The following is a 25,077-nucleotide window of genomic DNA, read 5'->3' as shown; positions in this document are numbered from 1 at the left end:
TAATTCATAAAAGGTGGGACATTGAAAATAATGTATTTCACCAATTGAAAACAGAGTGTCATTTTGATCATTGCTATTTGCATAGCCCTACGGGCATAGAGGCTATAGTTGGATTCATGATAATAGCCTTTAACTTAACCCAATTATACTTTTTTAGAAACATTCGAGGATTCAGAGAAAAAAGGCTTTTGCAGATAAATATAATAGAAGATTTGAAAGATGAAATGTTGATAATTATGAATTGGATTAATCCAATTTTTAACACTGCATAGTCGATAATAAAATTGGAAATACAGCTTTTCATTATGATGGGGAGGGGGAAGGTGTATCTATATACATGGCCTACGGCCTTTTTCCCTTCCAAAATTTCAATAAAATAGAAAAAATCTAATTTCCTATAAAGAAAAAAGCTTTACTGGAAATTAGATGCGAAATCTCTGAAAGAGGATTATTTTATTTGATTTTCAAAAAACTATGTTATATAATTAACTTAAGTCCGTTATTTTGGAGCTTCCGAAATAATGGATAAGCATTTTCCGATTGCAAGGAGGTGTCCGAGCAAAAGGGTAGGGAAGTAAATTAGCCCTTCAGCTTTTGCTGAAGGGCTTTTTTTGGAGGTTGCTATGGAAAAGAGAATTGGTGTTGTGGGCATTGTAATTGAAAACTTTGATAATACCTATAAGGTTAATGCTATACTACATGACTATTCTAATATTATTGTTGGAAGAATGGGTATACCTTATAGGGACAGGGGGATATTCATTATTTCACTTATAGTTGACGGAACTACAGATGAGATAAGTTCAATGACAGGAAAGCTCGGTAAAGTGGAAGGTGTTAATGTAAAAACCGCATTATCAAAAATTTGAATGGGAGGCAAATTATGAAGGATATAAAAGCTGAAGACTTTATAATTCATGAAGAAATTATAGAGTCGATGGAATTTGGAGAGGAAAAATCGAAGGATAAGTCATATGTAAGGGAAATTTTACAAAAAGCAAAGGAGTGCAAAGGGCTAACCCATAGGGAAGCTGCAGTATTACTACATGTTGAAGATGAAGATATTCTAAATGAAATGTTTAAAACTGCAAGGAAAATTAAAGAGAAAATATACGGAAAGAGAATTGTCCTCTTTGCACCGCTATATGTAAGCAATTATTGTGTAAATAACTGCTACTATTGTGGCTATAAACATACCAATCAATCTTTTAAAAGAAGAAGGCTTACAATGGATGAATTAGTTGAAGAGGTAAAGATTTTAGAATCCTTAGGACACAAAAGGCTTGCCCTTGAGGCTGGGGAAGATCCTGTTAACTGTTCTATCGATTATATTTTAGATTGCATTAGAACTATTTATTCCATTAAATTTGAAAATGGAAACATTAGAAGAATAAACGTAAATATTGCTGCAACTTCAGTTGAAAACTATAAAAAATTAAAGGAAGCAGGCATAGGAACTTATATCCTGTTCCAGGAAACATACCACAGACCAACCTATGAAAAGATGCATCCTTCTGGCCCAAAGCATGATTATGACTATCATACAACTGCTATGGATAGAGCAATGCAGGCAGGAATTGATGATGTTGGAATCGGGGTATTATACGGGCTTTATGACTATAGATACGATACTATAGCTATGCTTATGCATGCTGAGCATCTTGATAATACCTATGGTGTAGGTCCCCATACGATTTCTGTTCCAAGACTTAGGGAGGCAGAGGGTGTATCGTTAGAAAATTTCCCTTATCTTGTTAGCGATAAGGATTTTAAAAAGATTGTTGCTGTATTAAGATTTGCTGTCCCTTATACTGGAATGATTTTGTCGACAAGAGAAGAACCAAATTTTAGAGACGAAGTTATTGGACTTGGAATATCACAGATTAGTGCAGGTTCCTGCACTGGAGTTGGAGGATATGTGGAAGAATACAAACTGCATATTCATAAGGAGGATGAAAAACCTCAATTTGAAGTTGGGGACCACAGATCACCACTTGAGATAATAAAGAGTTTATGCAGGGGAGGATACATCCCAAGCTATTGCACGGCTTGTTATAGGGAAGGAAGAACAGGCGAACGATTTATGAGACTTGCAAAAACAGGACAAATTCATAATGTCTGTCAACCTAATGCAATTTTAACCTTTAAAGAATTTCTTTTGGATTATGGGGATGAAGAGGCAAGAGAAATTGGTGAAGAAACAATAAAAAAGGCTCTTGATGAAATACCAAATGAAAGAGCTAGAGAGGCAACTATTGAGAGATTAAAGAGAATTGAGGATGGAGAAAGAGATTTAAGATTCTAAGGAGTGGATTCTATGCAGGATACACCAAAGGCAAATAGACTTCATATAGCGATATTTGGGAAACGAAATGCAGGAAAATCAAGCTTAATAAATGCTATTACAGGTCAGCAGATAGCATTAGTGTCAGATTTTGCGGGGACAACTACAGATCCGGTTTATAAGGCTATGGAGCTGTTACCAATTGGACCTGTAGTGATAATTGATACAGCAGGACTTGACGATGAAGGAGAATTAGGAGAGCTAAGAATAAAAAAGACAAAAGAAGTTATGGACAAAACTGATCTTGCGATATTAGTTTTTACTGCTGAAAGTAAAGATTTTAGCTTGGAAAAAGAATGGTTTAATGATTTAAAAGAAAGAAATATTCCAGTTATTGGTGTAATAAATAAGGTTGATTTAGATGATATTGATGTTGAAGAATTGCAAAATGACTTTGACATTCCCTTTGTAAAGGTAAGTGCAAAAAATAAACAAAATATTGGAAAACTAAAAGAATTAATTCAAATTAATGCACCAAAGGATTATGAAAGGGAGACGATAGTTGGAGATATAATAAAACCTAAAGATTTGATTTTGCTTGTTGCCCCACAGGATATACAAGCACCTAAGGGAAGATTAATTCTTCCACAAGTTCAGGTATTGAGGGATATACTAGATCATGATGCAATGCCAATCATAGTTAAAGATAGTGAACTTGAGGATTCATTAAAGGTTTTAAATAAAAAACCTGATCTTGTGATTACTGATTCCCAAGTTTTTGCTAAAGTAAATTCTATTATTCCAAAGGATGTTCCCTTAACTTCTTTTTCAATACTGTTTGCAAGATATAAGGGTGAACTTGAATATTTTGTTCAAGGGGCCAAAAAAATCAATGAGTTAAAACCTGGAGATAATGTTTTAATTGCAGAGGCCTGCACCCATCATCCTTTAGAGGGGGATATTGGTAGACAAAAACTACCAAAGTGGCTTGAGGAAAAAGCAGGTGGAAAATTAAACATTACTGTTAATGCAGGTGTGGATTTCCCAGAAGATTTAACAAAGTATAAACTTGTAGTTCATTGTGGTTCATGCATGTTTAATAGAAAACAACTTATGACAAGGATAATACGATGTTCTGAACAAAATGTGCCTATTACAAATTATGGAGTGGCTATAGCAGAAATAAATGGAATTTTAGACAGGGTTATTGAGGTGTTTAAAAAATAAGGCTGCAAATTAATATGCAGCCTTATTTTATCATTTCATTTTTGCTATATATGTTAAGATAAATATCCCTCATTTTTTCAACTTCTTCTATTGCTAAGGGTTTTGGCATTCCAATTTGGGTTGCAAGGATATATATCTTTGCTGATTTTTCAAGTATTTGACAAACATTAAATGCTTCTTTTAAATTTCTTCCGAGGGATATTGCACCATGGTTTGCCAGCAATACAGCGTTTTTACTTTCTAATACTTCTAAAATATTCTCTGCAAGTTCAGATGTTCCAGGAAAGGCGTATTTTGCACAAGGAACCTCTCCACCTATAATCATAGCCATATCTTCTATGATTGCAGGGATGTTTTTCCTTGTAACAGCAATAGCAGATGCATAAATACTGTGGGTATGTATAATAGCCTTAACATCGCTTCTACATTTATATATTTCTGAATGAACAGGCAATTCAGTTGATGGACGATGATTCCCTTCGATTATATTGCAATTCATGTCACAAATTACTATATCTTCTGGAGTCAGTTTTTCATAGGGAATACCGCTCGGGGTAATTAAAATTTTATCCTCTAATCTTGCACTTATATTTCCCCAGGTTCCAAATACAAGACCGGATCTTTTTATCTCCTGGCCATAAAAAATTAATTCTTTCTTCAGACTTTCAATGTCCATTGTATCACCTCATGATTTTAATATTTTCCTCAAAGGGAGGATAGATAACTCCTCTATCAGTGATAATAGCAGTAATATTTTCGTTAGGCGTAACATCAAAGGAAGGGTTGAAAACTTTAACGTTTTCTGGAGCAATTCTAACATTAAATATTTGTCTTACTTCCTCATGGCTACGCTCTTCGATTGGTATTTCTGCGCCGCTTTTTATATTTAAGTCAAAGGTAGAGTAGGGCGCAGCTATATAAAAAGGAATGCTATGAGTCTTTGCAAGGACAGATAGGGAATAGGTTCCAATTTTGTTTGCTGTATCTCCATTAGCAGCTATTCTATCAGCACCAACTATTATTGCATCAATTAAACAAAGCTTCATTACATAACCTGCCATATTATCGGATATCAATGTAACATCTATTCCATCGCTCATCAGTTCAAAGGCAGTTAATCTTGCACCTTGAAGAAGTGGCCTTGTTTCATCTGCAAAAACTTTAATTTCTTTACCCATTTCTATAGCACTTCTAATAACGCCCAGGGCAGTTCCCCAGCCTGCTGTAGCTAAAGCACCAGCGTTACAGTGGGTTAAAACAGTGCATTTATTAGGAAGCAACTTAGCACCATACTCTCCAATTTTTTTATTAAGTTTAAGGTCTTCATTAAATATTTCATTGGCTTCATTTTCCAATAGTGTAATTATATTTTCATTGTCATTTTGCAATGCAGAGTAAAATTTATCCTTCATCCTACTTAATGCCCAAAACAAATTAACAGCTGTTGGCCTTGTTGAGGCTAATGTTTCAAATACCCTTTGCATATTCTTTTCAAATTTTATTTTATCATTTGAGTAAACTTCCTTTGCACCAAGAACAACTCCATATGCTGCTGCTATTCCAATAGCAGGTGCTCCTCTAACCACCATACTTTTTATACATTCTGCTACATCCATGAAACTGTTACATTCTATGTATTTAACTTCTATCGGAAGGAGCCTTTGATCTAAAAGATTAAGTTTAAAGTTAGACCAAATTATCGGTTTCATTTCTATTTCCCCTTTGTTTTAAACTTATAAGTTCTTGAGTTGCATATTGTTAATTGTCTGATTATTTAATAGAGTTTTATTTACTAATTGAGAAACAATTTTTTATATAGCTCATAACCAATGCAATAGTAGCATAACATAAATTAGTTTTCGCTGCAAGGACAACCTTTACCCTTAGTCATACTAATTAACTTTTAAATAGTATTCTTAATTAAGTATTGTAAGGGTATAACAGGAGATTAAGCATCCACTTCGGAAATTATGGCTATCCTCATCAATTTCAATCTTTAAAGTTGTTTACATTATTATTTTTTTACTTTAGTATATAATTATAGCACTATTTAATGGTAATTTTAAATATTTGGTGGTGATATTTTGAGGACTTTCATTACCTTTGAGTTTGATAAAAGAACGAAGGAGGAAATAGCAAAGGTTCAAACTCTTATAAAGGAGAATTCATTTAAGGGGAGATTTAAGCACATAAATAATTTCCATCTAACAATTAAATTTTTAGGTGAAACAGATAACGAAACTATATATGAAATTTATGAGGAACTAATTAAAAACTTTAAAGATATTAGCAAAATAAATGCTTATTTAAAGGGAATTGATGCCTTTAGAAGTGGCAATAATATTAAAACGATATTTTTAAATGTATGGGGCGAGATTGAAAAAATTAAAGAAATTGCAGTAAGGGTAGATGATATTACAAACAAGTTTGGATTTAAAAGGGATAATAAGTTTATTCCCCATGTTACGATAGCTCAGGATGTTGAGCTTAAGATCCCTTTTGCTGAATTAAAGGGCAAATTAGAAGATATTTGCATTGATAAGATAATATTTGATAAAATTGTTATCATGAAAAGTGAAGAGATAGATAGGAAAAGAGTTTATACTCCTTTAAAAACACTATATTTACGTTAGAAAGGATGATGTTATGATTACAAAGGAACAGATTAAAAGAATTAATGAACTTTATAAAAAACAAGTAGAAGGAACACTAACAGAGGAAGAAAAGGAGGAACAAGCATATCTTAGAAGACTTTATGTGGATTCAGTAAAAGAAAGCTTAAAGGCACAGCTTGATAATATAAAAATTGTGACGCTGGAAGAGTATGAAAAACTTCAAAAAGAAAACAAATGCACTTGTGGGCATGAGCATTGCCAACATAAGCATTAAATTTGGGTGATTATATGAAAAAAGAATTAAGAAGGGAATTGATTAAAAAGCGATTAGAAATGTCTAAAGATGAAGTAGAAACAAAAAGTAATAAAATAATGGATAAATTAATTGAAATACTTAAAGATAAAAAGATTAAAAACATAATGCTTTATTATCCTATAAAAAATGAAGTCTCTACTCTAAAACTTGCTTTATTTTGTTTTGATATGGAAATTGGAGTTATTTTCCCTAAATCCATTAAAGAAACTTATACTATCTTGCCATGTAAAATTAAATCCTTTGATGATTTAGAAGCAGGTGAATATGCAATACTTGAACCCAAAATTTTTGAAATAGTCAATAAAAAAGATATCGATATTGTAATAGTTCCTGGTGTTGCCTTTTCAAGGTCGGGTTATAGATTAGGCTATGGAGCAGGATATTATGATAGATTTCTTTCTGATTATAGAGGAATAAAAATAGGTGTATGCTACTCATTTCAAATTTGTGATTCTGTTTTTAATGAAGAATATGATGCCAAGATGGATGCTATAGTGACAGAGAATGAAGTGTTTGAATTTACCGAAATTTAATGATAGAATTAAATTGACTAAATTTTAAGGAGGTAAGTATATGGAACACAATAAGCTTGAAACCCTTACAAAAAAATATGAATATGTTTGGGATAAGATTGGGGAAAATGAAGTTAAGGAAATGATGGATTTTGCTGAAAAGTATAAGGACTTCATGAATAAGGCAAAAACTGAAAGAGAAGCTACAGCAGAAATAGTTAGGATGGCAAAGGAAAAAGGTTTTATCGATTTAAACGATGCTATTGCACAAAATAAGAAACTTTCAGCAGGGGATAAAGTTTTTGCAGTTAACAAGGAAAAGGCAGTAGCTTTATTTGTAATTGGTGCAACTACCATGGAAAAAGGAATGAATATAGTCGGGTCACATATAGATTCACCAAGAATAGATTTAAAGCCTAATGCACTTTATGAAGACGAAGGTTTTGCTTTACTTGAAACACATTATTATGGTGGTATTAAAAAATATCAATGGGTAACAATACCGCTTGCCCTTCATGGCGTTGTTGTAAAAAAGGGTGGAGAAAAGGTTAACATAGTTATTGGAGAAGATGAAAATGACCCTGTTCTTTACATAACCGACCTTCTAATACACTTATCTGCGGATCAAATGGAAAAGAAATTAGCAAAGGGTATTGAAGGAGAAGATCTAAATGTTCTTATTGGAAGCAGACCAATAGAGGACAAAGAGGTAAAGGGCAGAATAAAATTAAATATTTTAAGAATTTTAAACGAAAGATATGGAATTGATGAAGAGGATTTTGTTACTGCAGAATTTGAAATTGTGCCAGCTGGTAGAGCAAGGGATGTTGGTTTAGATAGAAGCATGGTAATGGCTTATGGTCATGACGATAGAGTTTGTGCTTATACTTCTTTAGAGGCAATATTGGAGATTGAAAAACCAGAAAAAACATGTGTGGCGCTATTTGTAGATAAAGAGGAAATTGGAAGCAATGGAGCAACAGGAATGCATTCAAGATTCTTTGAAAATGTTGTTGCAGAAGTTATGGAATTGATGGGTGAATATTCAGAGTTGAAATTAAGAAGATGCCTTGCAAATTCAAAGATGCTATCATCTGATGTTACTGCTGCTTTTGACCCGATTTATCCAAGCGTTCTTGAAAGAAAAAATACAGCTTATATGGGCAAAGGTATAGTAATAACAAAGTATACAGGTTCAAGAGGAAAATATTCATGTAACGATGCTAATGCAGAATTTTTAGGTTATCTAAGGGACCTATTCAACAAGCATAATATAACTTGGCAAACTGGCGAACTTGGAAAAGTTGACCAAGGCGGTGGCGGAACAATAGCTTATATACTTGCTGAATATGGAATGGAAGTTGTAGACTGCGGTGTAGCACTTCTTAGCATGCATGCTCCTTGGGAAATAGCAAGTAAAGCTGATATTTATGAAACTTATAAAGCTTACAAGGTATTTTTACAGTATGCATAAAAGGCAGGTTGTCCCTGCCTTTTATTTTTGATAGTTTTTAAGTTCCTGTATTATCTTAGAAGCGTCATCTTTGGTCCATTCTTTGCTTTCATTTTTGCCTGTAAGTTCTTGAGTTAGTTTTTTGAGGTCTTCATCATTTATATTTTTATCCTTTGCAAGTTTTGCTATATAATTTTTTTGATTTTGTGTTGCATAGTCAACCTTTTCTTCTTTAACTTCAACATTCTCATCTGTAATAAGCATTTCCTCCATATCCTCAATGTCTTGAGTAAAAATTCCAGAAGTCCTTGTCGCTGATAGAGTAGCATCTATTAAGGCTCTTTTTTTGGCCATTTTTAATATGGTGTTTACAATTGTATAGGGATTTTGTCTTGCAAATTTTGTTTCTTTGCTATTGCAGGAACCTAATCCTTCAGAGATTATTTCTCCAGTTTTTTTACTTCTTAAGGAACATTTGCAAAGATAGTAAAAAAAACCTTCCTTCCAATTTTCAACTTTTTCTAGTATATCAACGTTTATTGTAAAGCCATACAAATTACACAGCTTTTCAGCCCCTGGTTTAAATAAACTAGGCTTTGGGCTTCCGGGAATTTTACCGTAATCTTCTCCTTCCTTCATTTGGCTTTTTATGAAGTTTTGAATAAGTTTAAATTGTTCTATTTCTCTTTCAATTATCTTTTCGTTAAGGGATTCTCTTTCATCATATATAATTAAATTTTTTTCTAGGTTATCCATTTTTACACCTCCACCTCTTAATTATATTATACTTCATTGAGAAAGTTTTAAAATAAAAACTGCTAATAATAAATACTAAATTTATCTGAATATTATCACAAATTTTTAAGTTGCGAATAAAATAATTAAAAATATCAAGGGGGATAGGTTATATGCTTATTGAAAAAGATTGTCTAATAGTATATTTATTGGAACGACTATATGTCATGGTATTAAAAATTGATGCTAATAAAAGTGATGATTATGAAAGGGGATATATAAAAGGATTTAAGGATTGTATTGAGGAAGTAAACAAATATCAGGAGAATATAAATAAAAAAGGTGGCATATAAGCCACCTTTGGTGCCGAAGGCGGGAGTCGAACCCGCACGGGTGTTACCCCACCGGATTTTGAGTCCGGCGCGTCTGCCAGTTCCACCACTTCGGCAAGGACATTTATATATTAACATGGAATTTTACTTCAGTCAATATATTATTTATTATTTTTTGCCCTTCTTGGTTTTGGCTTTGGTCTGCCAATGACCTCCTTTTTTTTGTTTATCTTTTCAAAACTAATAAGATCAACAAAGGTTAAAGTAATCAACGAAACGATAATCATTTGAAGCCATTGAACAATAGGAAGTTTATAAAGATTACCTAAAAACGGAGGTAAAATAAAGAATATGATAAGTAATATGATTAAATGATGCTTTTTAACATTGTATTTAAAAATATAGGGACGCAAAAAATTAAAAAGAACTAATGAAAACAATACGATAGCTAAAATAATTCCAAGTTGAGTCCAAAACATATTATTCCCCTTTCATAAAAAAGTAAAGCAGTTACAAAAATTATTATACCAATAAATGAATATATTAACAATATCAATTTATAATTAGTTGTGGTAAAATATTCTTAGGTTAGAAGTGAAATACAAAATAAGTCAAAAAATGTCGAAAAGGTGATGGGTATGTTAAGATTTTTAGATTCAGGTGAATCCCATGGCAAAATGTTAGTGGCTATCATAGAAGGATTTCCATCAAATGTTGAAATAAATATAGAAAATATAAATAGACAGTTAGCAAGAAGACAAAGGGGATACGGTAGAGGAGGAAGAATGCTTATAGAAAATGACAAAATTGAAGTGATATCAGGGATAAGAGGTGGCAAAACTACCGGGGCACCAATATGCATAGCTATCCATAACAAAGATTATGAAAATTGGAAAGAAATCATGGATATAGAAAAGGAATATAAGGAAAAGATTATTGTTCCAAGGCCAGGTCATGCAGATCTCAATGGAGTTTTAAAATATAATTTGGATGATATAAGAAATGTTATTGAAAGGGCAAGTGCAAGAGAAACTGCAATAAGAGTTGCAGTTGGTGCAATTTGTATGGAACTTTTAAAAAATTTTAACGTCAAATTTATTAGCAGGACGGTTAAAATTGGTAATGTTGCCGATGATTCAATAATTGAGGAATATTCAGATGAAATAGTATATAGAATAGAAAAGTCCCCAGTAAGATGTTTAGACAAAGAAAAAGAGCAGGAAATGATAAAATTGATTGAAAATATTAAAGAGGCTGGTGATACCCTGGGGGGAGTTGTAGAAGTTATAGCCTTTAATGTTCCACATGGATTAGGTAGCTATTCCTTTTATGATAGAAGGATGGATTATATGATTTCAGGAGCAATGATGTCTATCCAGGGAGTTAAAGCTGTAGAAATTGGAGATGGTTTTGAAGCTCCAAACATTTTAGGAAGCCAATTCAATGACAAAATAACTTATGAAGATGGAAGATTTAAAAGAAAAACCAACCACTTAGGAGGAATTGAAGGCGGAATAACAAATGGTATGCCGCTTGTTGTTCGCCTTTATATGAAGCCGATTCCTTCCATAAGACAAGAATTTGAAACGGTTAATTTGTTAGGAGAGAAAGTAAAAAGCAGATACGAAAGATCAGATGTTTGTGCTGTTCCAGCTCTAGCAGTTGTAGCTGAAAGTGTATTGGCCTTTGAAATAGCAAAAGAAATATTAAATAAATTTTCGGGGGACAGTTTAGAAGATATTTTAAATTCTTATTATCATTATTATTTAAGGGTTGATAGGGGAGTATATTATGGAGGAAACATTATTAATTCAGCAGTGCAAGGAAAATGATAAAGATGCCTTTGAATCTTTATTTAAACAATATGAAAACAAAATATATAATATAGCGTATTATATTTTAAAAAATGAGCATGACGCAATGGATGTTACTCAGGAAGTGGCTCTTAAAATATATAGATCTATTTCAAACTTTAAAGGCGATAGTAAACTTTCAACTTGGATTTATAGAATTACCTATAATACTTGTTTGGATTACATCAAAAAAAGAAAAGAAGACCTTTCATTGGATGAATATATAGCCATCGAAGGTGAAACTATAGATAATACCGAAGATACATATGAATCTAATGAACTTAGGAATATAATTAAAAATTGCATTTTGAAGTTAAATGAGGATTTTAGAACAATTATTGTCTTAAGGGATGTGCATGGCTTTTCATATCAAGAAATAGCAGGGATATTAAACATCGAGGTTGGAACTGTTAAATCAAGACTTAACCGTGCTAGAGAGGCACTTAAGAAGGAATTAATAAAGAATGGTATTGTAAGGGGGCAAAAAGCATGAAGGAACAAAATTACATTTCAAATCTCTTTAACGATGAAAAGGATTTTGAGGGAGGTCTTTTGAAAAGTTTAGAAATTACGCCGCCACAAAATATGCATGAAATAGTTATGAATAAAGTTAGAACAACGGAAAGAAGATATAGAAACAAATTATTATTTAGAAGATACGTATCAGCAGCAGCTGCAGTCTTTATATTTGCAATAGGTATAGGAACATACTTTAATAGAAGTATAAACAAAGAATCTGAAGTTAAGATAGTTTCTGAAATAAATAATCAAAAGGAAAAGGTTAATATAGAAAACATAGTTTCAGAAAACGAAAAGGTAGATGAAAAAGTAGAAGTTACAGTAAAGGATAATAAAACCAATGTGACAAAAACTAATAGACAGACTAAGCCAGTTCTAAAGAAAAATGTGAAAGATTCTAATGTAAATAATATAGAAAATAACGCCAAAGAATCTCAAAAGGAAGATGTTCTTGTTGTAGCTTCTTCAGATAAATACGACTTTAAAGCAAATGACAATAACCTTCAGACTTCTCTAAAGTCTACAACTTTAGTATATAATTATGAAATTATTTGCAGCAAAGAAAATACACAAATAGTTGAATATTTATTATCAAATGCAGTAAAGGTTTCAGAAGAAATTTACTCCATAAATAAAGATAAATTTGAAGAACTAAAAGCATTTTTAAGCAATAACGGTATAGAACTTAAAACAGTAAACGAAGTTTCAAACGATGTTAATGAAATTAACATAAAACTAGTTTTAAAATAACCCTATCAATTCCTCCTTGCCAAATTTGGCAAGGGAATTTTTTTGTTTCATTTAACATAATTGAGAATTTAATATATAATTTAATATATAAAAATTAATTTAAGGAGAGAAGGTTATGACTAAGAAAATTATAATTATAGATTCCAATAGTCTATTGAATAGGGCTTTTTATGCATTGCCTCCAATGAACACATCAACGGGGCAACCTACGAATGCGGTTTATGGATACACTGTTATGCTCATTAAAATAATCCAGGAAATGAATCCAGATTATGTTATTGCTGCCTTTGATAAAAGTAAGAAGAACTTTAGGCATGAAAAATTTATTGAATATAAAGCGGGAAGAAAAAAAATGCCTGATGAGTTGGCACAGCAAATAGAACCTACTAAAGAAATATTACGTGCCTTTAATATAGAAATTTTAGAGTTAGAAGGATATGAAGCTGACGATATTATAGGGACGCTTTCTAAAGGATTTTCAAATAATGATTTTAAGGTCAATATAATTACAGGGGATAGGGATGCATTGCAGCTTGTTGATGATAATATAACGGTATTAATGACAAAAAAAGGGATAACTGAGCTTGAAGTATATGGTGTAGAAGAAATAAAACAAAGGTTTGGCATTGAACCTCAAAATATTATTGACCTTAAAGCTTTGATGGGAGATGCATCTGATAATATCCCTGGAGTTCCAGGAATCGGTGAAAAGACAGCACTTAAGTTATTACATCAATATGGAAATCTTGATAATATATATTCAAATATTGATGAAATTAAACCAGAAAGAATTAAAAATTTATTATTGGAAAACAGAGAAGTTGCATATCTTAGCAGGGAACTTGCGACAATAAAAATTGATGTTCCAATAGAAATTAATTTAAATGAAGGCATTTTAAAATATGATTTAAATAAAGTTATAGACATTTTAACAAAGTATGAATTTAAGAGTATAATATCTAAAATTAAAAAAGAGGAAAATGAATCTAAAATAGAAGAAATAAAATTTGTTGATGATCTAAGCGAGATTGAAAAGATAAAGCAAGAAATATTTAAAGAAGGACAATTTGATTTTTGCTTAATAGAAGAAAATAAAAAAGTAATAGGAATGGTAGTAAGGGATTTTAAAATAATTCCTGCAGCATTAATTGATAAATTTTATGACATATTTATGGATGAAAAAATAATAAAAAATACATATTCATCAAAGATAGCTTATAAGTATTTAAAAGAAAGACAAGTAGAGATAAAAAACTTAGATTTTGATGCGGAAATAGCTGCCTATGTCCTTAATCCTTCATTAAACGATTACTCAGTAGAGTATATAGTGAATAAATATTTAAATAGAAATATAAGCAAAGAAAAGTTGCTTTACTGCTATGGGGTTTTTATTAATAATATAGTTACAATAAAGGAAAAACTCATGGAAGAAATTGACAAACTAAACCTTGCAATCTTATACAAAGAAATTGAGCTACCACTTGTAGAAGTGTTGGCTGAAATGGAGATCAATGGTTTTAAGGTTGATAAGGAAACTTTAAACAAAATAGGGTTTCAGTTAAGCGAGGAAATAGATATATTAACAGGACAGATATATGATTTTGCAGGCGAGGAATTTAATATAAATTCGCCAAAACAACTTGGAGTTATTTTATTTGAGAAACTTAATCTTCCTGTGATTAAAAAAACTAAGACAGGATATTCGACTGATGCAGAGGTCCTTGAAGAATTACTGCCCCACCATCCAATCATTGAAAAGATAATACAATATCGACAATTAATAAAATTAAAAACAACATACATTGATGGTTTAATGGATGCAATTTCTGAGGATGGGAAAATACATTCTAACTTTAATCAAACAGTTACTGCCACAGGAAGAATTTCAAGCACGGAACCTAATCTTCAAAATATACCTATAAAATTAGAACAAGGAAGGCAAATTAGAAGGGCCTTTGTTCCTACAGATGATGACTATGTCATTTTATCAGCCGATTATTCACAGATTGAGCTTAGAGTATTAGCACACCTTTCTAAGGATGAAAACCTAATAGATGCATTTACAAAAGGACAGGATATTCATACTAGAACTGCATCAGAAGTTTTTGGGGTTAAAATGGAGGAAGTAACTCCTTTACAAAGAAGCAGAGCAAAAGCAGTAAATTTTGGTATAGTTTATGGTTTATCAGATTTTGGCTTAGCAAAGGATTTAAAAATATCAAGAAAAGAAGCTAAGGAATATATCGAAAATTATTTTGAGAGATACAAAGGAGTAAGGAATTATTTAGACTGGATTGTTGATTTTGCAAAAGAAAAGGGATATGTAACAACACTTATGAATAGAATAAGGTATATTCCGGAGATTCGTTCAACCAATAAAACAGTTAAGATGCTCGGAGAAAGGCTGGCTATGAACACACCTGTTCAAGGTTCTGCGGCAGATATTATAAAAATTGCAATGATTAAAGTTTTCAAAAGGCTAAAGACAGAAGGATTAAAGTCAAGAATAATACTTCAGGTTCATGATGAATTGATTATTGAAACCTATAAGGACGAATTAGAAAACGTAAAAAGATTAGTTAAATATGAAATGGAGAACGCCGTTAAACTTGTTGTTCCACTTGTGGTTGATATCCATGTAGGAGATAATTGGTATAATGCAAAGTAGGTGATATTTTGATAGTTTTAGGATTAACTGGTGGTATTGCATCGGGAAAGTCAACAGTTTCACAAATGCTTAAGGAAAAGGGGTTTCCAATTATTGATGCAGATATGATTTCGAGGGAGATCTTAAAAATTGGAGAGGTAGCCTTTAATAGGGTAATTGAAAGTTTTGGAATTCAAATATTAAACCCTGAAGGAGAAATCGATAGAAAAAGACTAAGGGAAATAGTTTTTAATGATAATGAAAAGCTAAAAACTTTGAATGAAATAACTCATCCTGAAATCCTTAAAAGAATTAATGAAAAAATAAAAATTTATAATACAAAGGGATATAGATTATGTGTAGTAGATGCAGCATTGCTGATAGAAACAGGATTTTACAAACACGTTGATTTTGTCCTGCTTGTTTATTGCGACAGAGAAACTCAAATAAATAGGCTAATGAAAAGAGATGGATTAACTTATGAACAAGCTATAAAAATGATCAATTCCCAGATGGATTTTGAAGAAAAGAAAAAGTATGCTGATTATATAATAGATAATAGCAAAGATTTAGAGAATACTAAGAAACAATTGGACTACATTATAAATAGCATTTTAAGTATGGAGGAGATGAATGAATAGACGGAAGTTATTTATTATATTACTTTTTCTAATTTTATTTTTAAATCTAAAAAATATTTTTAAAATCTTTTATCCGATAAAGTATAGTGAGTATGTTGTAAAGTATTCTAAAAAATATAATGTTGACCCCTACTTAATATATGCACTTATAAAGGCTGAAAGCAATTTTGATGAATTTGCATTGTCCCATAAAGGTGCAGTAGGTCTTATGCAGATAACTCCTAATACCGGCAGATACATTTCTAATTTATTGAAAGAAAAAAACTATAAGGATGCGGATTTATTTGATCCGGAAAAAAATATAAAATATGGTGTGTTTTATTTTAAAAAGTTATACAACGATTTTGGAAATGATTTAAATTTAGCTCTTGCTGCCTATAATGCCGGGGAAGGAAATGTTAGAAAATGGATGATAAATAATAAGCTCAAAGAAGAGATGTTATTTAAAGAAACAAAACTATACATTAAAAAAGTAAAAAAATATTATATGATTTATAAATGGATTTATCAAAACGAAATTTTATAAAAAGTGTTGACAAAAAAGATTAATTTTGCTAATATATATTGTGTCAAGCGGAGATGGCGGAATCGGCAGACGCGCACGTTTGAGGGGCGTGTGGGTATCCCGTGCGGGTTCAAGTCCCGCTCTCCGCACCAAATTGAACATGTAGGCCTTGTATAACAAGGTCTTTTTTTTTTTTATACCTCAAACAGAATAAATACACATTTTGTCTAATCTAAAGAGCCATATAATAAATGATAAGTTATATTTTTAACAATAATTTTTAAAAGGATTTTACACATTTGTGTTGAATATAAATAAATAGTAAATATTTAAGTAGGTGATAGGTTGTTACATATAAATATTTTCCACAAAAGCATTGTTATTAAAAATGTTTCTTTAGATTCCTTAAAGGATGTTGTGGAATGCATTAATTCTGATGAAAGTAATCTAGAAGCTATTGGAATTAATAAAAAAATTGATTTGGGATTTATAAAAGAAAGGTATATGGAAAGTCTTGTTAATCCTTTAGAATTTTTTTGCGGAATATATCAAGATTTTAAAATGGTGGGAATAATTAAAGGAAGAGTAGAAAAAAAATCTATTCACGAGGCGTGGTTTATGACCTTTATTTTAAAATATGAATTAAGAAATAAAGGATTAGGAACTTATATCCTCGGTCTAGTAGAAGATTATTTAAAAACTATGTATAGTATACAAAGGTTTTGCGTAGTTGTGTCAGAGGAAAACAAAGGCAGTAAAAATTTTTGGCTTAAAAATGGTTATACCATCGAAAGAGTATCAAATTATTTCAAATTAAAAGATAGACCAGTTAATATATTGGTAAAGGGGGTAAAATAAATGAATCAAAATGTAAATTGGTATTTGGAAAAGAAATTAGAAAGGGTAAAACAATCACTTGAAAAAAATAATTATGAAGTTTTTATTGCTGAAGACATAGAAAATGTAAAGGAAATATTAAAGAATATTATTGAAGAGAAGAGCACTGTATCCTTTGGAGGTTCAATGACTCTAATTGACGGAGGAATAATAGAATATCTTAGAAAATGTAATATAACACTGCTAGATAGATATAAAGAAGGCTTAACTCCTGATGATATTGCGGAACTTTACAGAAAATCGTTTTTTGCTGATTATTACATAACAAGTTCAAATGCTATTACTGAGGAAGGATATCTTGTAAATTTAGATGGTAACGGCAATAGAGTTGCGGCAATGATATATGGCCCTAAAAAAGTTATTATTATTGCTGGAATAAATAAAATTGTTAGGGATCTTAATGAAGCATACACAAGAGTTAGAAATTATGCATCTCCAATAAATGCAAAAAGACTATCAAGAAAAACGCCATGTGTTGAGAAAGGGATATGTTTAGATTGTAATTCCCCAGAGAGAATTTGCAATCACTATGTAGTAACTTATAGACAAAACGTAAAGGGAAGGGGAATTATTATCTTAGTAAAACAGGAATTAGGATTTTAATAATTAAATTTTTTTAACATATATTGAACAAATTTTACGCATATTGATATAATAGTTGAGAGATAATGCCGAATCCCAAATGGGTACGGAGGAACCATATTTTGGGGTGAATCTGATAAGTATTATCAGTAGGGAATTCCTTCTTCCCGAACCCGTCAGCTAACTCCGGAGGCATAGGAAGGAGCAGAATAATGAAAAGAAAAAGAATGTTTTTACCAACAATTTTACTTTTAACTGTTTGTTTATTTAATTTTAAAGTCAATGCTAATATTAATGATGCGAGGAATAATCGACAAGCAATATCAAGAGGACCACAGCTGGTTAGTTATGCTAAAAGATTTTTAGGGATAAGATATAAGTGGTCTGGACAATCACCTTCGGGCTTTGACTGCTCAGGTTTCACATCTTATGTTTTTAAATCCTTTGGGATAGAGTTGCCCCACAGTTCTTATGGACAGTTTACGTCAGGACAAAAAATTTTAAAATCACAATTGTTGCCGGGGGATTTAGTGTTTTTTCAAACATCCAAAAGGGGAATATCGCATGTTGGCATTTACATAGGAAATGGTAAGTTTATTCATGCATCGTCTGGTAAGGGATACGTTACTATAACAAGCTTAAGTGAACCCTATTATTCAAAAAGATATAGAGGTGCAGTCAGAATATTAAGATAGAGCAATGCTCTATCTATTTTTCTGTATTAAATTAGGGGTTGAGGGTATGAGATATATTAGGGTCCAATTGGAAGAAAAAAATGATTTTAAGAAAAATATCATAATAATGTTTCTGACTATTTTTATATTTTCAACAATTTTTGCATTTATGATAGATCGAAAAATTATGTTTACTTCTAAAAGGGTTGAAAATCACGATGATATTAAAATAGATACAAATCAAAAGGTAACATTTTATTTAGTCCAATTAGGCTGTTTTAATGAAAGAAAGAATGCTGAAAATTTGGTTAAAGCACTGAATGCTAAAAACGTAACGGCAACTTATGTAGATATTAATGGGAAATATCATGTTATTTCATGGATTGACTATATAAAAGATGGTATAAAAATTTATGAAAACTATTTGATTAATTTAAATTTATCATATATAATAAAAAATGTCGAATTATCAAATAATAATCAGAGATTTCGCATCTAATTTCCAGTAAAGCTTTTTTCTTTATAGGAAATTAGATTTTTTCTATTTTATTGAAATTTTGGAAGGGAAAAAGGCCGTAGGCCATGTATATAGATACACCTTCCCCCTCCCCATCATAATGAAAAGCTGTATTTCCAATTTTATTATCGACTATGCAGTGTTAAAAATTGGATTAATCCAATTCATAATTATCAACATTTCATCTTTCAAATCTTCTATTATATTTATCTGCAAAAGCCTTTTTTCTCTGAATCCTCGAATGTTTCTAAAAAAGTATAATTGGGTTAAGTTAAAGGCTATTATCATGAATCCAACTATAGCCTCTATGCCCGTAGGGCTATGCAAATAGCAATGATCAAAATGACACTCTGTTTTCAATTGGTGAAATACATTATTTTCAATGTCCCACCTTTTATGAATTATCTTCCGTATAGTCTCAGTACAAATATTTTTGTTGGTGGTTACAATCCAGACTTCTTTTAACTCTTTCTTATCGCCTTCATGAATCTCCTCTAAAAATCTTATAAATCTTACCTTAATATCCATACCAGTCATTTCAAATCCATCATCATCCCAAGCACTAACAATAATTTTCTTTGTGCTTCCCTCATTTACTATCCATTGTTTGTTAGCCTCACGGCTTTGAAACAATCCTAATGCGTCTTTAACAATATGAAGCCTTTCATCTTTTACTCTAACAACTGCATCCATTCCAATTGCAAGGACTTCTTTAATCCATGATGCTTTGCAATACAAAGCATCTGTAACTATAACATCTGCAAAGTGATGAAATTTTTCATAAAGCTTTCTAATGAGTCTTTTACCTCCGGTAATTTCACCCTCATCTTTATCAGAACAATCTTTTTTAGGTTCTAACATTTCATAACCCAATACAGTATGGGGATCAGAACCCACAGTTGCACAAACAACTGCTCTGTGGAAGTAATGAGTTATTCCTTGTTTATCAACACGGGTAAGGCATTTTTCACAGCTCTTTTTAGTACTTTCAAATATCTCAACTCCATCAATAGCGGCAACCTTTATTCCATCTACTGTACCGTTTCTAAATACCTTATTTTTAAATATAGTTTTTATTATATGATCATGCATATCATTCAAACTGTTTATATCAAAACTACTTAAGGAACGCCTAACGGCGTCAATATGGGGCAATCTTGTTTTCTTTGGAAATAAATTTTTAAATCTTCCTTTTTCCAACCAATGTTCGAGTCTATTAAAACTTTTAAGTCTACAGATAAATGTGAACAGAACTATAAATGAAATAGTTGAAGTTTCAATTTGAGGATTTATTCTTCCATCTTTTAACCCCTTGATTTTTTCTCCAAGATGGTATACCTTAGAGAAGTAGGTGAGCATTTGTTTTAAATAACGTTTGTTCATCTCAAAACATCCTTTCTATTGGGTTTGTAGCAAAATTCATTATAGAAAGGATGTTTTCATTTTTAAACCCTAAATTTTTTCCAGTAAAAATCGGAATTTACATATTTCAATTATTATTCATCTAAACCATTACATATCAAGGGGCTACGCCCTATTTATTTTTTAATCTGCGAAACTTCTGATCCTCTTTAAAATGAATTAAGCTTTTTTCAAGCTTGTGCATGGCATCAACAAACCTTACAACTCCTGTTCTTTGTCTCATTACAACTGAATGTGTAAAAGCTGTATCTCCTTTGTAAATAACTCCCTTTAAAAGATCGCTGTCTGTCACTGCAGTAGCTGCAAAGTAAACATCATCGCCCTTTATAAGGTCATCGGTTGTTAAAGTCTTCTCTATATCTTCCATCCCAGCCCTTTTACACATTGCAAGCTGTCTATCGTTTTGTGGCATTAGTTTTGCTTGAATTTCCCCACCCAAACATTTTAGTGCTGCAGCGGCCAGAACGCCTTCAGGTGCTCCACCTATTCCATATAAAACGTCTACTCCTGTATCATCAAATGCTGTCGCAAGAGCAGCTGCTATATCTCCTTCACCGAATATCTTGACTCTTACACCAATTTCCCTTGCTTTTTTTATAATCTCCTCATGTCTTGGCCTATCCTGAACCATCACAGTTAATTCCTTCAGATCTTTATTTAAAGCTTCTGCAATATTTTTTAAATTTGTTTCAAAAGTTGCATTTAAATCTACTGCACCTTTAGCCTTAGGACCAACAGCTATCTTTTTCATATATATTTGGGGTGCTCTGAAAATATTCCCCTTTTCTGAAAGTGCGATAGCACTTATTGCGTTAGGTCTTCCTTTAGCAACAAGTATATTCCCATCTATTGGATCTATTGCAATATCATATTCTGTTTGCCCATCCTTCCACTGCCCAACTTTTTCACCTATATAAAGAATCGGAGATTTATTTATCTCCCCTTCTCCTATTACAACTCTCCCCTTGATAGGCAATAATTCAAAGGCATATCTAGCTCCATTTGCTGCAGCTAAATCCACCTCTTCAATATTACCTTTTCCTAATAATTTAGAACATGCAAGTGTAGCAGCCTCTGTTACCCTCACAATCCCCATTGCAATATCAAACTTTTCCATAGCGTCCCTCCAAGATAAAATTTCTGTTTTTATTATATCATATTGAATAGTAAAATGAAATATAAGATATATTATTTAAAATATAGTTTATCACATAAAAATATCCCATAAAGGAAACCTTTATGGGATATTTTTATGATACTTGTGAGAAAACGTCCGTTGGAACTATTGCATCTATAATGCCTATTACCAGTGCAGCCAGGATAGCCCCCCATGCTGTAACTGACACACCTGCCACAATAAATTGAGTTAAGTAAATAATGATTGCAGCTATTAAGAAACCTACAATTCCTCTGCCAAAGGGTGAAGCATCCAGTTTAAATACTAATCCAATAAGATAATCAAGCGCTGAAATAACAATAGCAGCTAATATTGCTGTTCCAAATCCAGCAACCCTAAAGCCAGGAACTAAAAAGCTTGCAATAACAAGAATAACAGCATTTACTAAAAACTTAATGATGATTGAAAAAATATTTACGTTTTTTCTTTCTCTATTTTCACCCATAGTAACACCTCCATTAGTATTTTGGTCAAAAAAGCAAAAAATATACAAAAAAAAGTGCCTATAAGGCACTTTTGGCAGTCCCAAGGGGAATCGAACCCCTGCTACCGCCGTGAGAGGGCGGTGTCCTAACCTCTAGACCATGGGACCATATTCTTTTTTCAATAAAATTATATAATATTTTCTATTATTTGTAAAGACCAATAAAAAATTATTTATAGACATCTATTAAAAGTCCCTTTATTTCTTCTATTCTATCTGCTAAGTTTATTATATCCCTCTGAGACTCAATTAATCCTCTTGTAAGCTCATCTATTTTGCTATTTATCACCTCAATCTTAATATGTATTCCATAATTGTATGGCCCTACTTCTCTTTTTAAGATATAAGCATTTTTTATTACAAAGGATAAGTATTCCTGAACCTTTAATTTATACCTTTTTGCATCCTCCAGGCTTCTTGTAGCAATTAAACGCTTTCCAAGGATATCGATTTCATTAAGTAGCTTTTGCAGTTGCCCTTCAGTCTGTTCCTTGTTTGCTAAGTCAAGTGCTGAAGAAAAATCGCTGTCTACTTTTGTCTTATTTGATGGACTTATGTTATTTGTCTTTGTTAAATTAATCTTCCTTATTTGCATGTCTTGCACCCCTATAATTTTTCTTAATTTTATTTTAATATCTTTCATAATATTCTTCAATAGGGATGCTGTTTGCCTAAAAAAGACACAGAATTATGACAAATTGAATTTCATAATTCTGTGTCTTTATTATCTACATTATAGCAAAATAATTATAGCGAAATACTTGGTGCAGCTTCAATTATATCATCAGTTAAATCCTCAAATTTCCTGATGTTTTCATAAAATCTTATTGCAAGGTCCTTTGCATACTTGTTATATTCTTCCTTGGATTCCCATGTATTTATTGGATTTAATATTTCTGCTGGAACGTTTGGACAGCTCTTTGGAACTAATACCTTAAATATCGGATGCTCAAAATATTCTACCTTTTCTAAATCTCCATTTATAGCTGCCCTAACCATTGCCCTTGTGTAGGATAAATCCATTCTTTTTCCTACACCATATGGTCCTCCAGTCCAGCCTGTATTAACCAAGTAAACATTTACATTGTGGTTAGTTATTTTTTCCCCAAGCATTTTAGCATAAACTGAAGGATTCATAGGCATAAAGGGTTCTCCAAAGCAGCAGGAGAAGGTTGCTTGAGGTTCTACGATTTCCCTTTCAGTCCCTGCTAATTTGCTTGTATAACCTGAAATGAAATGGAACATTGCTTGTTCTTTAGTTAGCTTCGATATCGGTGGCAATACTCCAAAGGCATCAGCTGTTAAGAACAGAATCGTCTTTGGATGTCCGCCTGTTCCTTCTAAAACTGCATTTGGAATATATTCTATTGGATAAGCTGCCCTTGTATTTTCAGTATATCTATCATCCGAATAATCAGGATTGCCCTTCTCATCAAGAACTACATTTTCCAATAATGCACCAAACTTGATTGCATCGTAAATTTGAGGTTCCTTTTCCCTTGAGAGATTTATACACTTTGCGTAGCATCCGCCCTCAAAATTGAAAATGCCATCCTCAGACCATCCATGCTCATCGTCTCCAATAAGTCTTCTTTCAGGATCGGCTGACAAGGTAGTTTTTCCTGTCCCAGAAAGTCCAAAGAATAGAGCTACATCCCCGTTTTCACCAACGTTTGCAGAGCAATGCATTGGCAGAACATTAGCCATAGGCAACATAAAATTCATTGCTGTAAACATCGACTTTTTCAATTCTCCACAGTAATGGGTTCCGCCGATAATTATTATTTTCTTTACAAGGTCAAGAATTACGAATACTTCTGAATTAGTTTTATCAAGCTCTGGAATGGAATTAAAATTTGGAGCACTTATTACTGTAAACTGTGGAACAAAATTTTCAATTTCCTTATCTGTTGGCCTTATAAAAAGCTGTCTTACAAACAAATTATGTGCTGGAAGTTCATTGATAAATCTAACTGAATGGGTGTATCTTATATCAGCCCCAATAAACCCATCGAATACATAAACATCCTTCTTTTGAAGGTATGCAGCTAATCTTGCATATATCCTTTCAAAAACTTCCGGGCTAATTGGTTTATTAACCTTTCCCCAATTTATATTCTTATGTATTTCGGGGTAATCAACAATAAATCTATCCTGAGGTGATCTTCCTGTATATTTTCCAGTATTAATATTTAAAGCTCCTGTTGAAGTTAAGCTTCCTTCTCCTCTTCTAATCGTATGTTCTACAAGTTTTGAAGGTGATAAATTATAATATACATTACCTAAGTTTATTAAATTCAAACTTCTTAAATGTTCAGCTAAAGACATTTTAATTCCCCCTAGCATAATATTAGGATAATACCTTCCTAATATTATTTTACACAATTGCATTATAAATTGCAACATCAATGTTTAAATAAATAAAATATTGCAGTTATCTTTCATTTTCTATTTCATCCATTGCCTCATTTGCAAGTTTGTCACAAAGATTATTCATTTCATCGTCTGCATGTCCTTTTACCTTAATAAACTCGATCTCATGGACTTTAGTAAATTCAATTAATTTCTCCCAAAGCTCCTTATTTTTTACTGGCTCTTTACTTGCAGTTTTCCACCCGTTTTTCTGCCATTTTTCCACCCATCCCTGATTAAAGGCATTAACTAAATATGCAGAATCACTATGTAATTTTACTTTGCAGGGTTCCTTAAGCAAAGATAATGCATCAATCGCCGCAGTAAGTTCCATTATATTGTTGGTAGTTTTTTTAAAGCCTTTTTTTATAGTTTTAATTTTATCCTTATATATAAGAACTGCACCATAGCCTCCAACAGTCTCCTCATTGCCGTTTCCCCTACAGCCTCCATCTGTATAAATTATTACTTCTTTTTTCATTCTATCCACTCCCGTCTTTAACATAAATTTACATGGTAATTA

28 protein-coding genes, 3 tRNA genes, 1 pseudogene and 1 riboswitch are annotated in these 25,077 nt (G+C 31.9%); of the genes and pseudogenes, 20 read left to right on the top strand and 12 right to left on the bottom strand.

Features of this window, described 5'->3' with window-relative positions; genetic code table 11:
- The 4 genes and pseudogenes from Q3V94_RS04060 to hydF all read left to right on the top strand — a co-directional run.
- Window positions 1–272 (top strand): annotated as a pseudogene (locus Q3V94_RS04060) (transposase); the annotation flags it as partial.
- Between the two features lie 351 nt (window positions 273–623).
- Entirely contained in the window at window positions 624–869 is a 246-nt protein-coding gene (locus tag Q3V94_RS04055) for a TM1266 family iron-only hydrogenase system putative regulator (protein ID WP_303525357.1), read from the top strand.
- A 14-nt stretch (window positions 870–883) separates the two neighbouring features.
- Window positions 884–2,305, top strand: a complete 1,422-nt coding sequence (hydG, locus tag Q3V94_RS04050) for a [FeFe] hydrogenase H-cluster radical SAM maturase HydG (RefSeq protein WP_303525346.1) — start codon at window positions 884–886, stop codon at window positions 2,303–2,305.
- Between the two features lie 12 nt (window positions 2,306–2,317).
- Window positions 2,318–3,511 (top strand): [FeFe] hydrogenase H-cluster maturation GTPase HydF, encoded by a 1,194-nt coding sequence (hydF, locus tag Q3V94_RS04045; protein WP_303525344.1) that lies wholly within the window; start codon window positions 2,318–2,320, stop codon window positions 3,509–3,511.
- 22 nt (window positions 3,512–3,533) lie between these two features.
- Here the strand turns inward: hydF and Q3V94_RS04040 are convergent, their stop codons facing one another.
- Complete coding sequence (locus Q3V94_RS04040) at window positions 3,534–4,187, bottom strand: class II aldolase/adducin family protein (RefSeq protein WP_303525343.1); 654 nt, start codon at window positions 4,185–4,187, stop codon at window positions 3,534–3,536.
- Between the two features lie 4 nt (window positions 4,188–4,191).
- The gene (gene mtnA, locus Q3V94_RS04035) at window positions 4,192–5,220 is read right to left on the bottom strand and encodes an S-methyl-5-thioribose-1-phosphate isomerase (RefSeq protein WP_303525342.1); all 1,029 of its coding nucleotides are present in this window, start codon (window positions 5,218–5,220) and stop codon (window positions 4,192–4,194) included.
- 375 nt (window positions 5,221–5,595) lie between these two features.
- Here mtnA and thpR point away from each other — a divergent pair, with 375 nt between their 5' ends.
- Genes thpR through Q3V94_RS04015 form a run of 4 tightly spaced genes read left to right on the top strand, consistent with a single transcriptional unit; the run spans window position 5,596 to window position 8,428 of the window.
- Window positions 5,596–6,144: an RNA 2',3'-cyclic phosphodiesterase gene (thpR, locus tag Q3V94_RS04030; protein WP_303525341.1), complete on the top strand. Its 549-nt coding sequence runs from the start codon at window positions 5,596–5,598 to the stop codon at window positions 6,142–6,144.
- Window positions 6,145–6,157: 13 nt separating this feature from the next.
- Window positions 6,158–6,400, top strand: coding sequence for a DUF896 domain-containing protein (locus Q3V94_RS04025; protein ID WP_303525339.1), 243 nt, complete (start codon window positions 6,158–6,160; stop codon window positions 6,398–6,400).
- A gap of 14 nt (window positions 6,401–6,414) precedes the next feature.
- The gene (locus Q3V94_RS04020; RefSeq protein WP_303525337.1) at window positions 6,415–6,975 is read left to right on the top strand and encodes a 5-formyltetrahydrofolate cyclo-ligase; all 561 of its coding nucleotides are present in this window, start codon (window positions 6,415–6,417) and stop codon (window positions 6,973–6,975) included.
- Window positions 6,976–7,015: 40 nt separating this feature from the next.
- Window positions 7,016–8,428 carry an aminopeptidase gene (locus Q3V94_RS04015; RefSeq protein WP_303525334.1) on the top strand — a complete coding sequence of 471 codons (1,413 nt, stop codon included), beginning with the start codon at window positions 7,016–7,018 and terminating at the stop codon, window positions 8,426–8,428.
- A gap of 21 nt (window positions 8,429–8,449) precedes the next feature.
- On the opposite strand, the gene Q3V94_RS04010 is transcribed toward Q3V94_RS04015, so the two are convergent.
- Window positions 8,450–9,163, bottom strand: coding sequence for a hypothetical protein (locus Q3V94_RS04010; RefSeq protein ID WP_303525331.1), 714 nt, complete (start codon window positions 9,161–9,163; stop codon window positions 8,450–8,452).
- A 152-nt stretch (window positions 9,164–9,315) separates the two neighbouring features.
- Here Q3V94_RS04010 and Q3V94_RS04005 point away from each other — a divergent pair, with 152 nt between their 5' ends.
- On the top strand, window positions 9,316–9,495 hold the full coding sequence (locus Q3V94_RS04005) for a hypothetical protein (protein ID WP_303525330.1): 180 nt from the start codon (window positions 9,316–9,318) through the stop codon (window positions 9,493–9,495).
- Between the two features lie 8 nt (window positions 9,496–9,503).
- Here Q3V94_RS04005 and Q3V94_RS04000 read toward each other — a convergent pair.
- Together Q3V94_RS04000 and Q3V94_RS03995 are read right to left on the bottom strand one after the other, a co-directional pair.
- Window positions 9,504–9,590 (bottom strand) — tRNA-Leu (locus Q3V94_RS04000).
- Between the two features lie 45 nt (window positions 9,591–9,635).
- On the bottom strand, window positions 9,636–9,953 hold the full coding sequence (locus Q3V94_RS03995) for a hypothetical protein (protein WP_303525328.1): 318 nt from the start codon (window positions 9,951–9,953) through the stop codon (window positions 9,636–9,638).
- Between the two features lie 159 nt (window positions 9,954–10,112).
- On the opposite strand from Q3V94_RS03995, the gene aroC reads away from it, so the two are divergent.
- The 11 genes from aroC to Q3V94_RS03940 all read left to right on the top strand — a co-directional run bounded on the left by aroC (window position 10,113) and on the right by Q3V94_RS03940 (window position 19,041).
- A complete protein-coding gene (gene aroC, locus Q3V94_RS03990) occupies window positions 10,113–11,306 on the top strand; it encodes a chorismate synthase (protein WP_303525325.1) in 1,194 nt (397 codons plus the stop codon).
- The gene (locus tag Q3V94_RS03985) at window positions 11,266–11,820 is read left to right on the top strand and encodes an RNA polymerase sigma factor (RefSeq protein ID WP_303525324.1); all 555 of its coding nucleotides are present in this window, start codon (window positions 11,266–11,268) and stop codon (window positions 11,818–11,820) included. The genes aroC and Q3V94_RS03985 overlap by 41 nt, the downstream gene beginning before the upstream one ends.
- Window positions 11,817–12,596 (top strand): hypothetical protein, encoded by a 780-nt coding sequence (locus Q3V94_RS03980; protein ID WP_303525321.1) that lies wholly within the window; start codon window positions 11,817–11,819, stop codon window positions 12,594–12,596. The genes Q3V94_RS03985 and Q3V94_RS03980 overlap by 4 nt, the downstream gene beginning before the upstream one ends.
- Window positions 12,597–12,711: 115 nt before the next feature.
- Window positions 12,712–15,264, top strand: coding sequence for a DNA polymerase I (gene polA, locus Q3V94_RS03975; RefSeq protein ID WP_303525318.1), 2,553 nt, complete (start codon window positions 12,712–12,714; stop codon window positions 15,262–15,264).
- Between the two features lie 8 nt (window positions 15,265–15,272).
- The gene (gene coaE / locus Q3V94_RS03970) at window positions 15,273–15,884 is read left to right on the top strand and encodes a dephospho-CoA kinase (RefSeq protein ID WP_303525316.1); all 612 of its coding nucleotides are present in this window, start codon (window positions 15,273–15,275) and stop codon (window positions 15,882–15,884) included.
- Window positions 15,877–16,410 (top strand): lytic transglycosylase domain-containing protein, encoded by a 534-nt coding sequence (locus Q3V94_RS03965; RefSeq protein WP_303525314.1) that lies wholly within the window; start codon window positions 15,877–15,879, stop codon window positions 16,408–16,410. The genes coaE and Q3V94_RS03965 overlap by 8 nt, the downstream gene beginning before the upstream one ends.
- A gap of 47 nt (window positions 16,411–16,457) precedes the next feature.
- Window positions 16,458–16,541, top strand: a tRNA-Leu gene (locus Q3V94_RS03960).
- A gap of 193 nt (window positions 16,542–16,734) precedes the next feature.
- Window positions 16,735–17,247 (top strand): GNAT family N-acetyltransferase, encoded by a 513-nt coding sequence (locus Q3V94_RS03955; protein ID WP_303525312.1) that lies wholly within the window; start codon window positions 16,735–16,737, stop codon window positions 17,245–17,247.
- Entirely contained in the window at window positions 17,248–17,889 is a 642-nt protein-coding gene (locus tag Q3V94_RS03950; protein ID WP_008907573.1) for a lactate utilization protein, read from the top strand.
- 56 nt (window positions 17,890–17,945) lie between these two features.
- Window positions 17,946–18,078, top strand: a riboswitch (cyclic di-AMP (ydaO/yuaA leader).
- 2 nt (window positions 18,079–18,080) lie between these two features.
- Complete coding sequence (locus Q3V94_RS03945) at window positions 18,081–18,563, top strand: C40 family peptidase (protein WP_303525310.1); 483 nt, start codon at window positions 18,081–18,083, stop codon at window positions 18,561–18,563.
- Between the two features lie 148 nt (window positions 18,564–18,711).
- The gene (locus tag Q3V94_RS03940; RefSeq protein WP_303525308.1) at window positions 18,712–19,041 is read left to right on the top strand and encodes an SPOR domain-containing protein; all 330 of its coding nucleotides are present in this window, start codon (window positions 18,712–18,714) and stop codon (window positions 19,039–19,041) included.
- Window positions 19,042–19,191: 150 nt separating this feature from the next.
- On the opposite strand, the gene Q3V94_RS03935 is transcribed toward Q3V94_RS03940, so the two are convergent.
- The 7 genes from Q3V94_RS03935 to rnhA all read right to left on the bottom strand — a co-directional run bounded on the left by Q3V94_RS03935 (window position 19,192) and on the right by rnhA (window position 25,035).
- Window positions 19,192–20,442, bottom strand: a complete 1,251-nt coding sequence (locus tag Q3V94_RS03935; RefSeq protein ID WP_303525307.1) for a transposase — start codon at window positions 20,440–20,442, stop codon at window positions 19,192–19,194.
- 151 nt (window positions 20,443–20,593) lie between these two features.
- Window positions 20,594–21,598 carry a class II fructose-bisphosphatase gene (gene glpX / locus Q3V94_RS03930; RefSeq protein WP_303525306.1) on the bottom strand — a complete coding sequence of 335 codons (1,005 nt, stop codon included), beginning with the start codon at window positions 21,596–21,598 and terminating at the stop codon, window positions 20,594–20,596.
- A 133-nt stretch (window positions 21,599–21,731) separates the two neighbouring features.
- Window positions 21,732–22,103: a phage holin family protein gene (locus Q3V94_RS03925; RefSeq protein ID WP_008909356.1), complete on the bottom strand. Its 372-nt coding sequence runs from the start codon at window positions 22,101–22,103 to the stop codon at window positions 21,732–21,734.
- A gap of 72 nt (window positions 22,104–22,175) precedes the next feature.
- A tRNA-Glu gene (locus tag Q3V94_RS03920) sits at window positions 22,176–22,250 on the bottom strand.
- Window positions 22,251–22,311: 61 nt separating this feature from the next.
- Window positions 22,312–22,737 carry a YaaR family protein gene (locus Q3V94_RS03915; protein ID WP_008909355.1) on the bottom strand — a complete coding sequence of 142 codons (426 nt, stop codon included), beginning with the start codon at window positions 22,735–22,737 and terminating at the stop codon, window positions 22,312–22,314.
- 152 nt (window positions 22,738–22,889) lie between these two features.
- Window positions 22,890–24,470, bottom strand: a complete 1,581-nt coding sequence (pckA, locus tag Q3V94_RS03910) for a phosphoenolpyruvate carboxykinase (ATP) (protein WP_303525302.1) — start codon at window positions 24,468–24,470, stop codon at window positions 22,890–22,892.
- A gap of 106 nt (window positions 24,471–24,576) precedes the next feature.
- Entirely contained in the window at window positions 24,577–25,035 is a 459-nt protein-coding gene (gene rnhA / locus Q3V94_RS03905; protein ID WP_303525299.1) for a ribonuclease HI, read from the bottom strand.
- Between the last annotated feature and the right edge of the window lie 42 nt (window positions 25,036–25,077).

It is taken from the genome of Caloramator sp. CAR-1 (genome assembly GCF_030546345.1).
In the GTDB taxonomy this organism is placed as follows: domain Bacteria; phylum Bacillota; class Clostridia; order Clostridiales; family Caloramatoraceae; genus Caloramator; species Caloramator australicus.
This window is presented reverse-complemented; position numbering and strand designations above follow the sequence as displayed.

Excerpts from the sequence above, each read along its gene's own strand:
- Q3V94_RS04005 (WP_303525330.1), top strand. The coding sequence starts at position 9,316 with ATGCTTATTGAAAAAGATTGTCTAATAGTATATTTATTGGAACGACTA.
- Q3V94_RS04025 (WP_303525339.1), top strand. The coding sequence starts at position 6,158 with ATGATTACAAAGGAACAGATTAAAAGAATTAATGAACTTTATAAAAAA.
- Q3V94_RS03965 (WP_303525314.1), top strand. The coding sequence starts at position 15,877 with ATGAATAGACGGAAGTTATTTATTATATTACTTTTTCTAATTTTATTT.
- Q3V94_RS04055 (WP_303525357.1), top strand. The coding sequence starts at position 624 with ATGGAAAAGAGAATTGGTGTTGTGGGCATTGTAATTGAAAACTTTGAT.
- Q3V94_RS03925 (WP_008909356.1), bottom strand. The coding sequence starts at position 22,103 with ATGGGTGAAAATAGAGAAAGAAAAAACGTAAATATTTTTTCAATCATC.
- Q3V94_RS03980 (WP_303525321.1), top strand. The coding sequence starts at position 11,817 with ATGAAGGAACAAAATTACATTTCAAATCTCTTTAACGATGAAAAGGAT.
- rnhA (WP_303525299.1), bottom strand. The coding sequence starts at position 25,035 with ATGAAAAAAGAAGTAATAATTTATACAGATGGAGGCTGTAGGGGAAAC.
- pckA (WP_303525302.1), bottom strand. The coding sequence starts at position 24,470 with ATGTCTTTAGCTGAACATTTAAGAAGTTTGAATTTAATAAACTTAGGT.
- aroC (WP_303525325.1), top strand. The coding sequence starts at position 10,113 with ATGTTAAGATTTTTAGATTCAGGTGAATCCCATGGCAAAATGTTAGTG.
- Q3V94_RS03985 (WP_303525324.1), top strand. The coding sequence starts at position 11,266 with ATGGAGGAAACATTATTAATTCAGCAGTGCAAGGAAAATGATAAAGAT.
- mtnA (WP_303525342.1), bottom strand. The coding sequence starts at position 5,220 with ATGAAACCGATAATTTGGTCTAACTTTAAACTTAATCTTTTAGATCAA.
- Q3V94_RS04010 (WP_303525331.1), bottom strand. The coding sequence starts at position 9,163 with ATGGATAACCTAGAAAAAAATTTAATTATATATGATGAAAGAGAATCC.
- hydF (WP_303525344.1), top strand. The coding sequence starts at position 2,318 with ATGCAGGATACACCAAAGGCAAATAGACTTCATATAGCGATATTTGGG.
- hydG (WP_303525346.1), top strand. The coding sequence starts at position 884 with ATGAAGGATATAAAAGCTGAAGACTTTATAATTCATGAAGAAATTATA.
- Q3V94_RS03940 (WP_303525308.1), top strand. The coding sequence starts at position 18,712 with ATGATAGATCGAAAAATTATGTTTACTTCTAAAAGGGTTGAAAATCAC.
- Q3V94_RS03995 (WP_303525328.1), bottom strand. The coding sequence starts at position 9,953 with ATGTTTTGGACTCAACTTGGAATTATTTTAGCTATCGTATTGTTTTCA.
- glpX (WP_303525306.1), bottom strand. The coding sequence starts at position 21,598 with ATGGAAAAGTTTGATATTGCAATGGGGATTGTGAGGGTAACAGAGGCT.
- Q3V94_RS03945 (WP_303525310.1), top strand. The coding sequence starts at position 18,081 with ATGAAAAGAAAAAGAATGTTTTTACCAACAATTTTACTTTTAACTGTT.
- Q3V94_RS04015 (WP_303525334.1), top strand. The coding sequence starts at position 7,016 with ATGGAACACAATAAGCTTGAAACCCTTACAAAAAAATATGAATATGTT.
- Q3V94_RS04020 (WP_303525337.1), top strand. The coding sequence starts at position 6,415 with ATGAAAAAAGAATTAAGAAGGGAATTGATTAAAAAGCGATTAGAAATG.
- Q3V94_RS03915 (WP_008909355.1), bottom strand. The coding sequence starts at position 22,737 with ATGCAAATAAGGAAGATTAATTTAACAAAGACAAATAACATAAGTCCA.
- Q3V94_RS03950 (WP_008907573.1), top strand. The coding sequence starts at position 17,248 with ATGAATCAAAATGTAAATTGGTATTTGGAAAAGAAATTAGAAAGGGTA.
- Q3V94_RS03935 (WP_303525307.1), bottom strand. The coding sequence starts at position 20,442 with ATGAACAAACGTTATTTAAAACAAATGCTCACCTACTTCTCTAAGGTA.
- polA (WP_303525318.1), top strand. The coding sequence starts at position 12,712 with ATGACTAAGAAAATTATAATTATAGATTCCAATAGTCTATTGAATAGG.
- Q3V94_RS04040 (WP_303525343.1), bottom strand. The coding sequence starts at position 4,187 with ATGGACATTGAAAGTCTGAAGAAAGAATTAATTTTTTATGGCCAGGAG.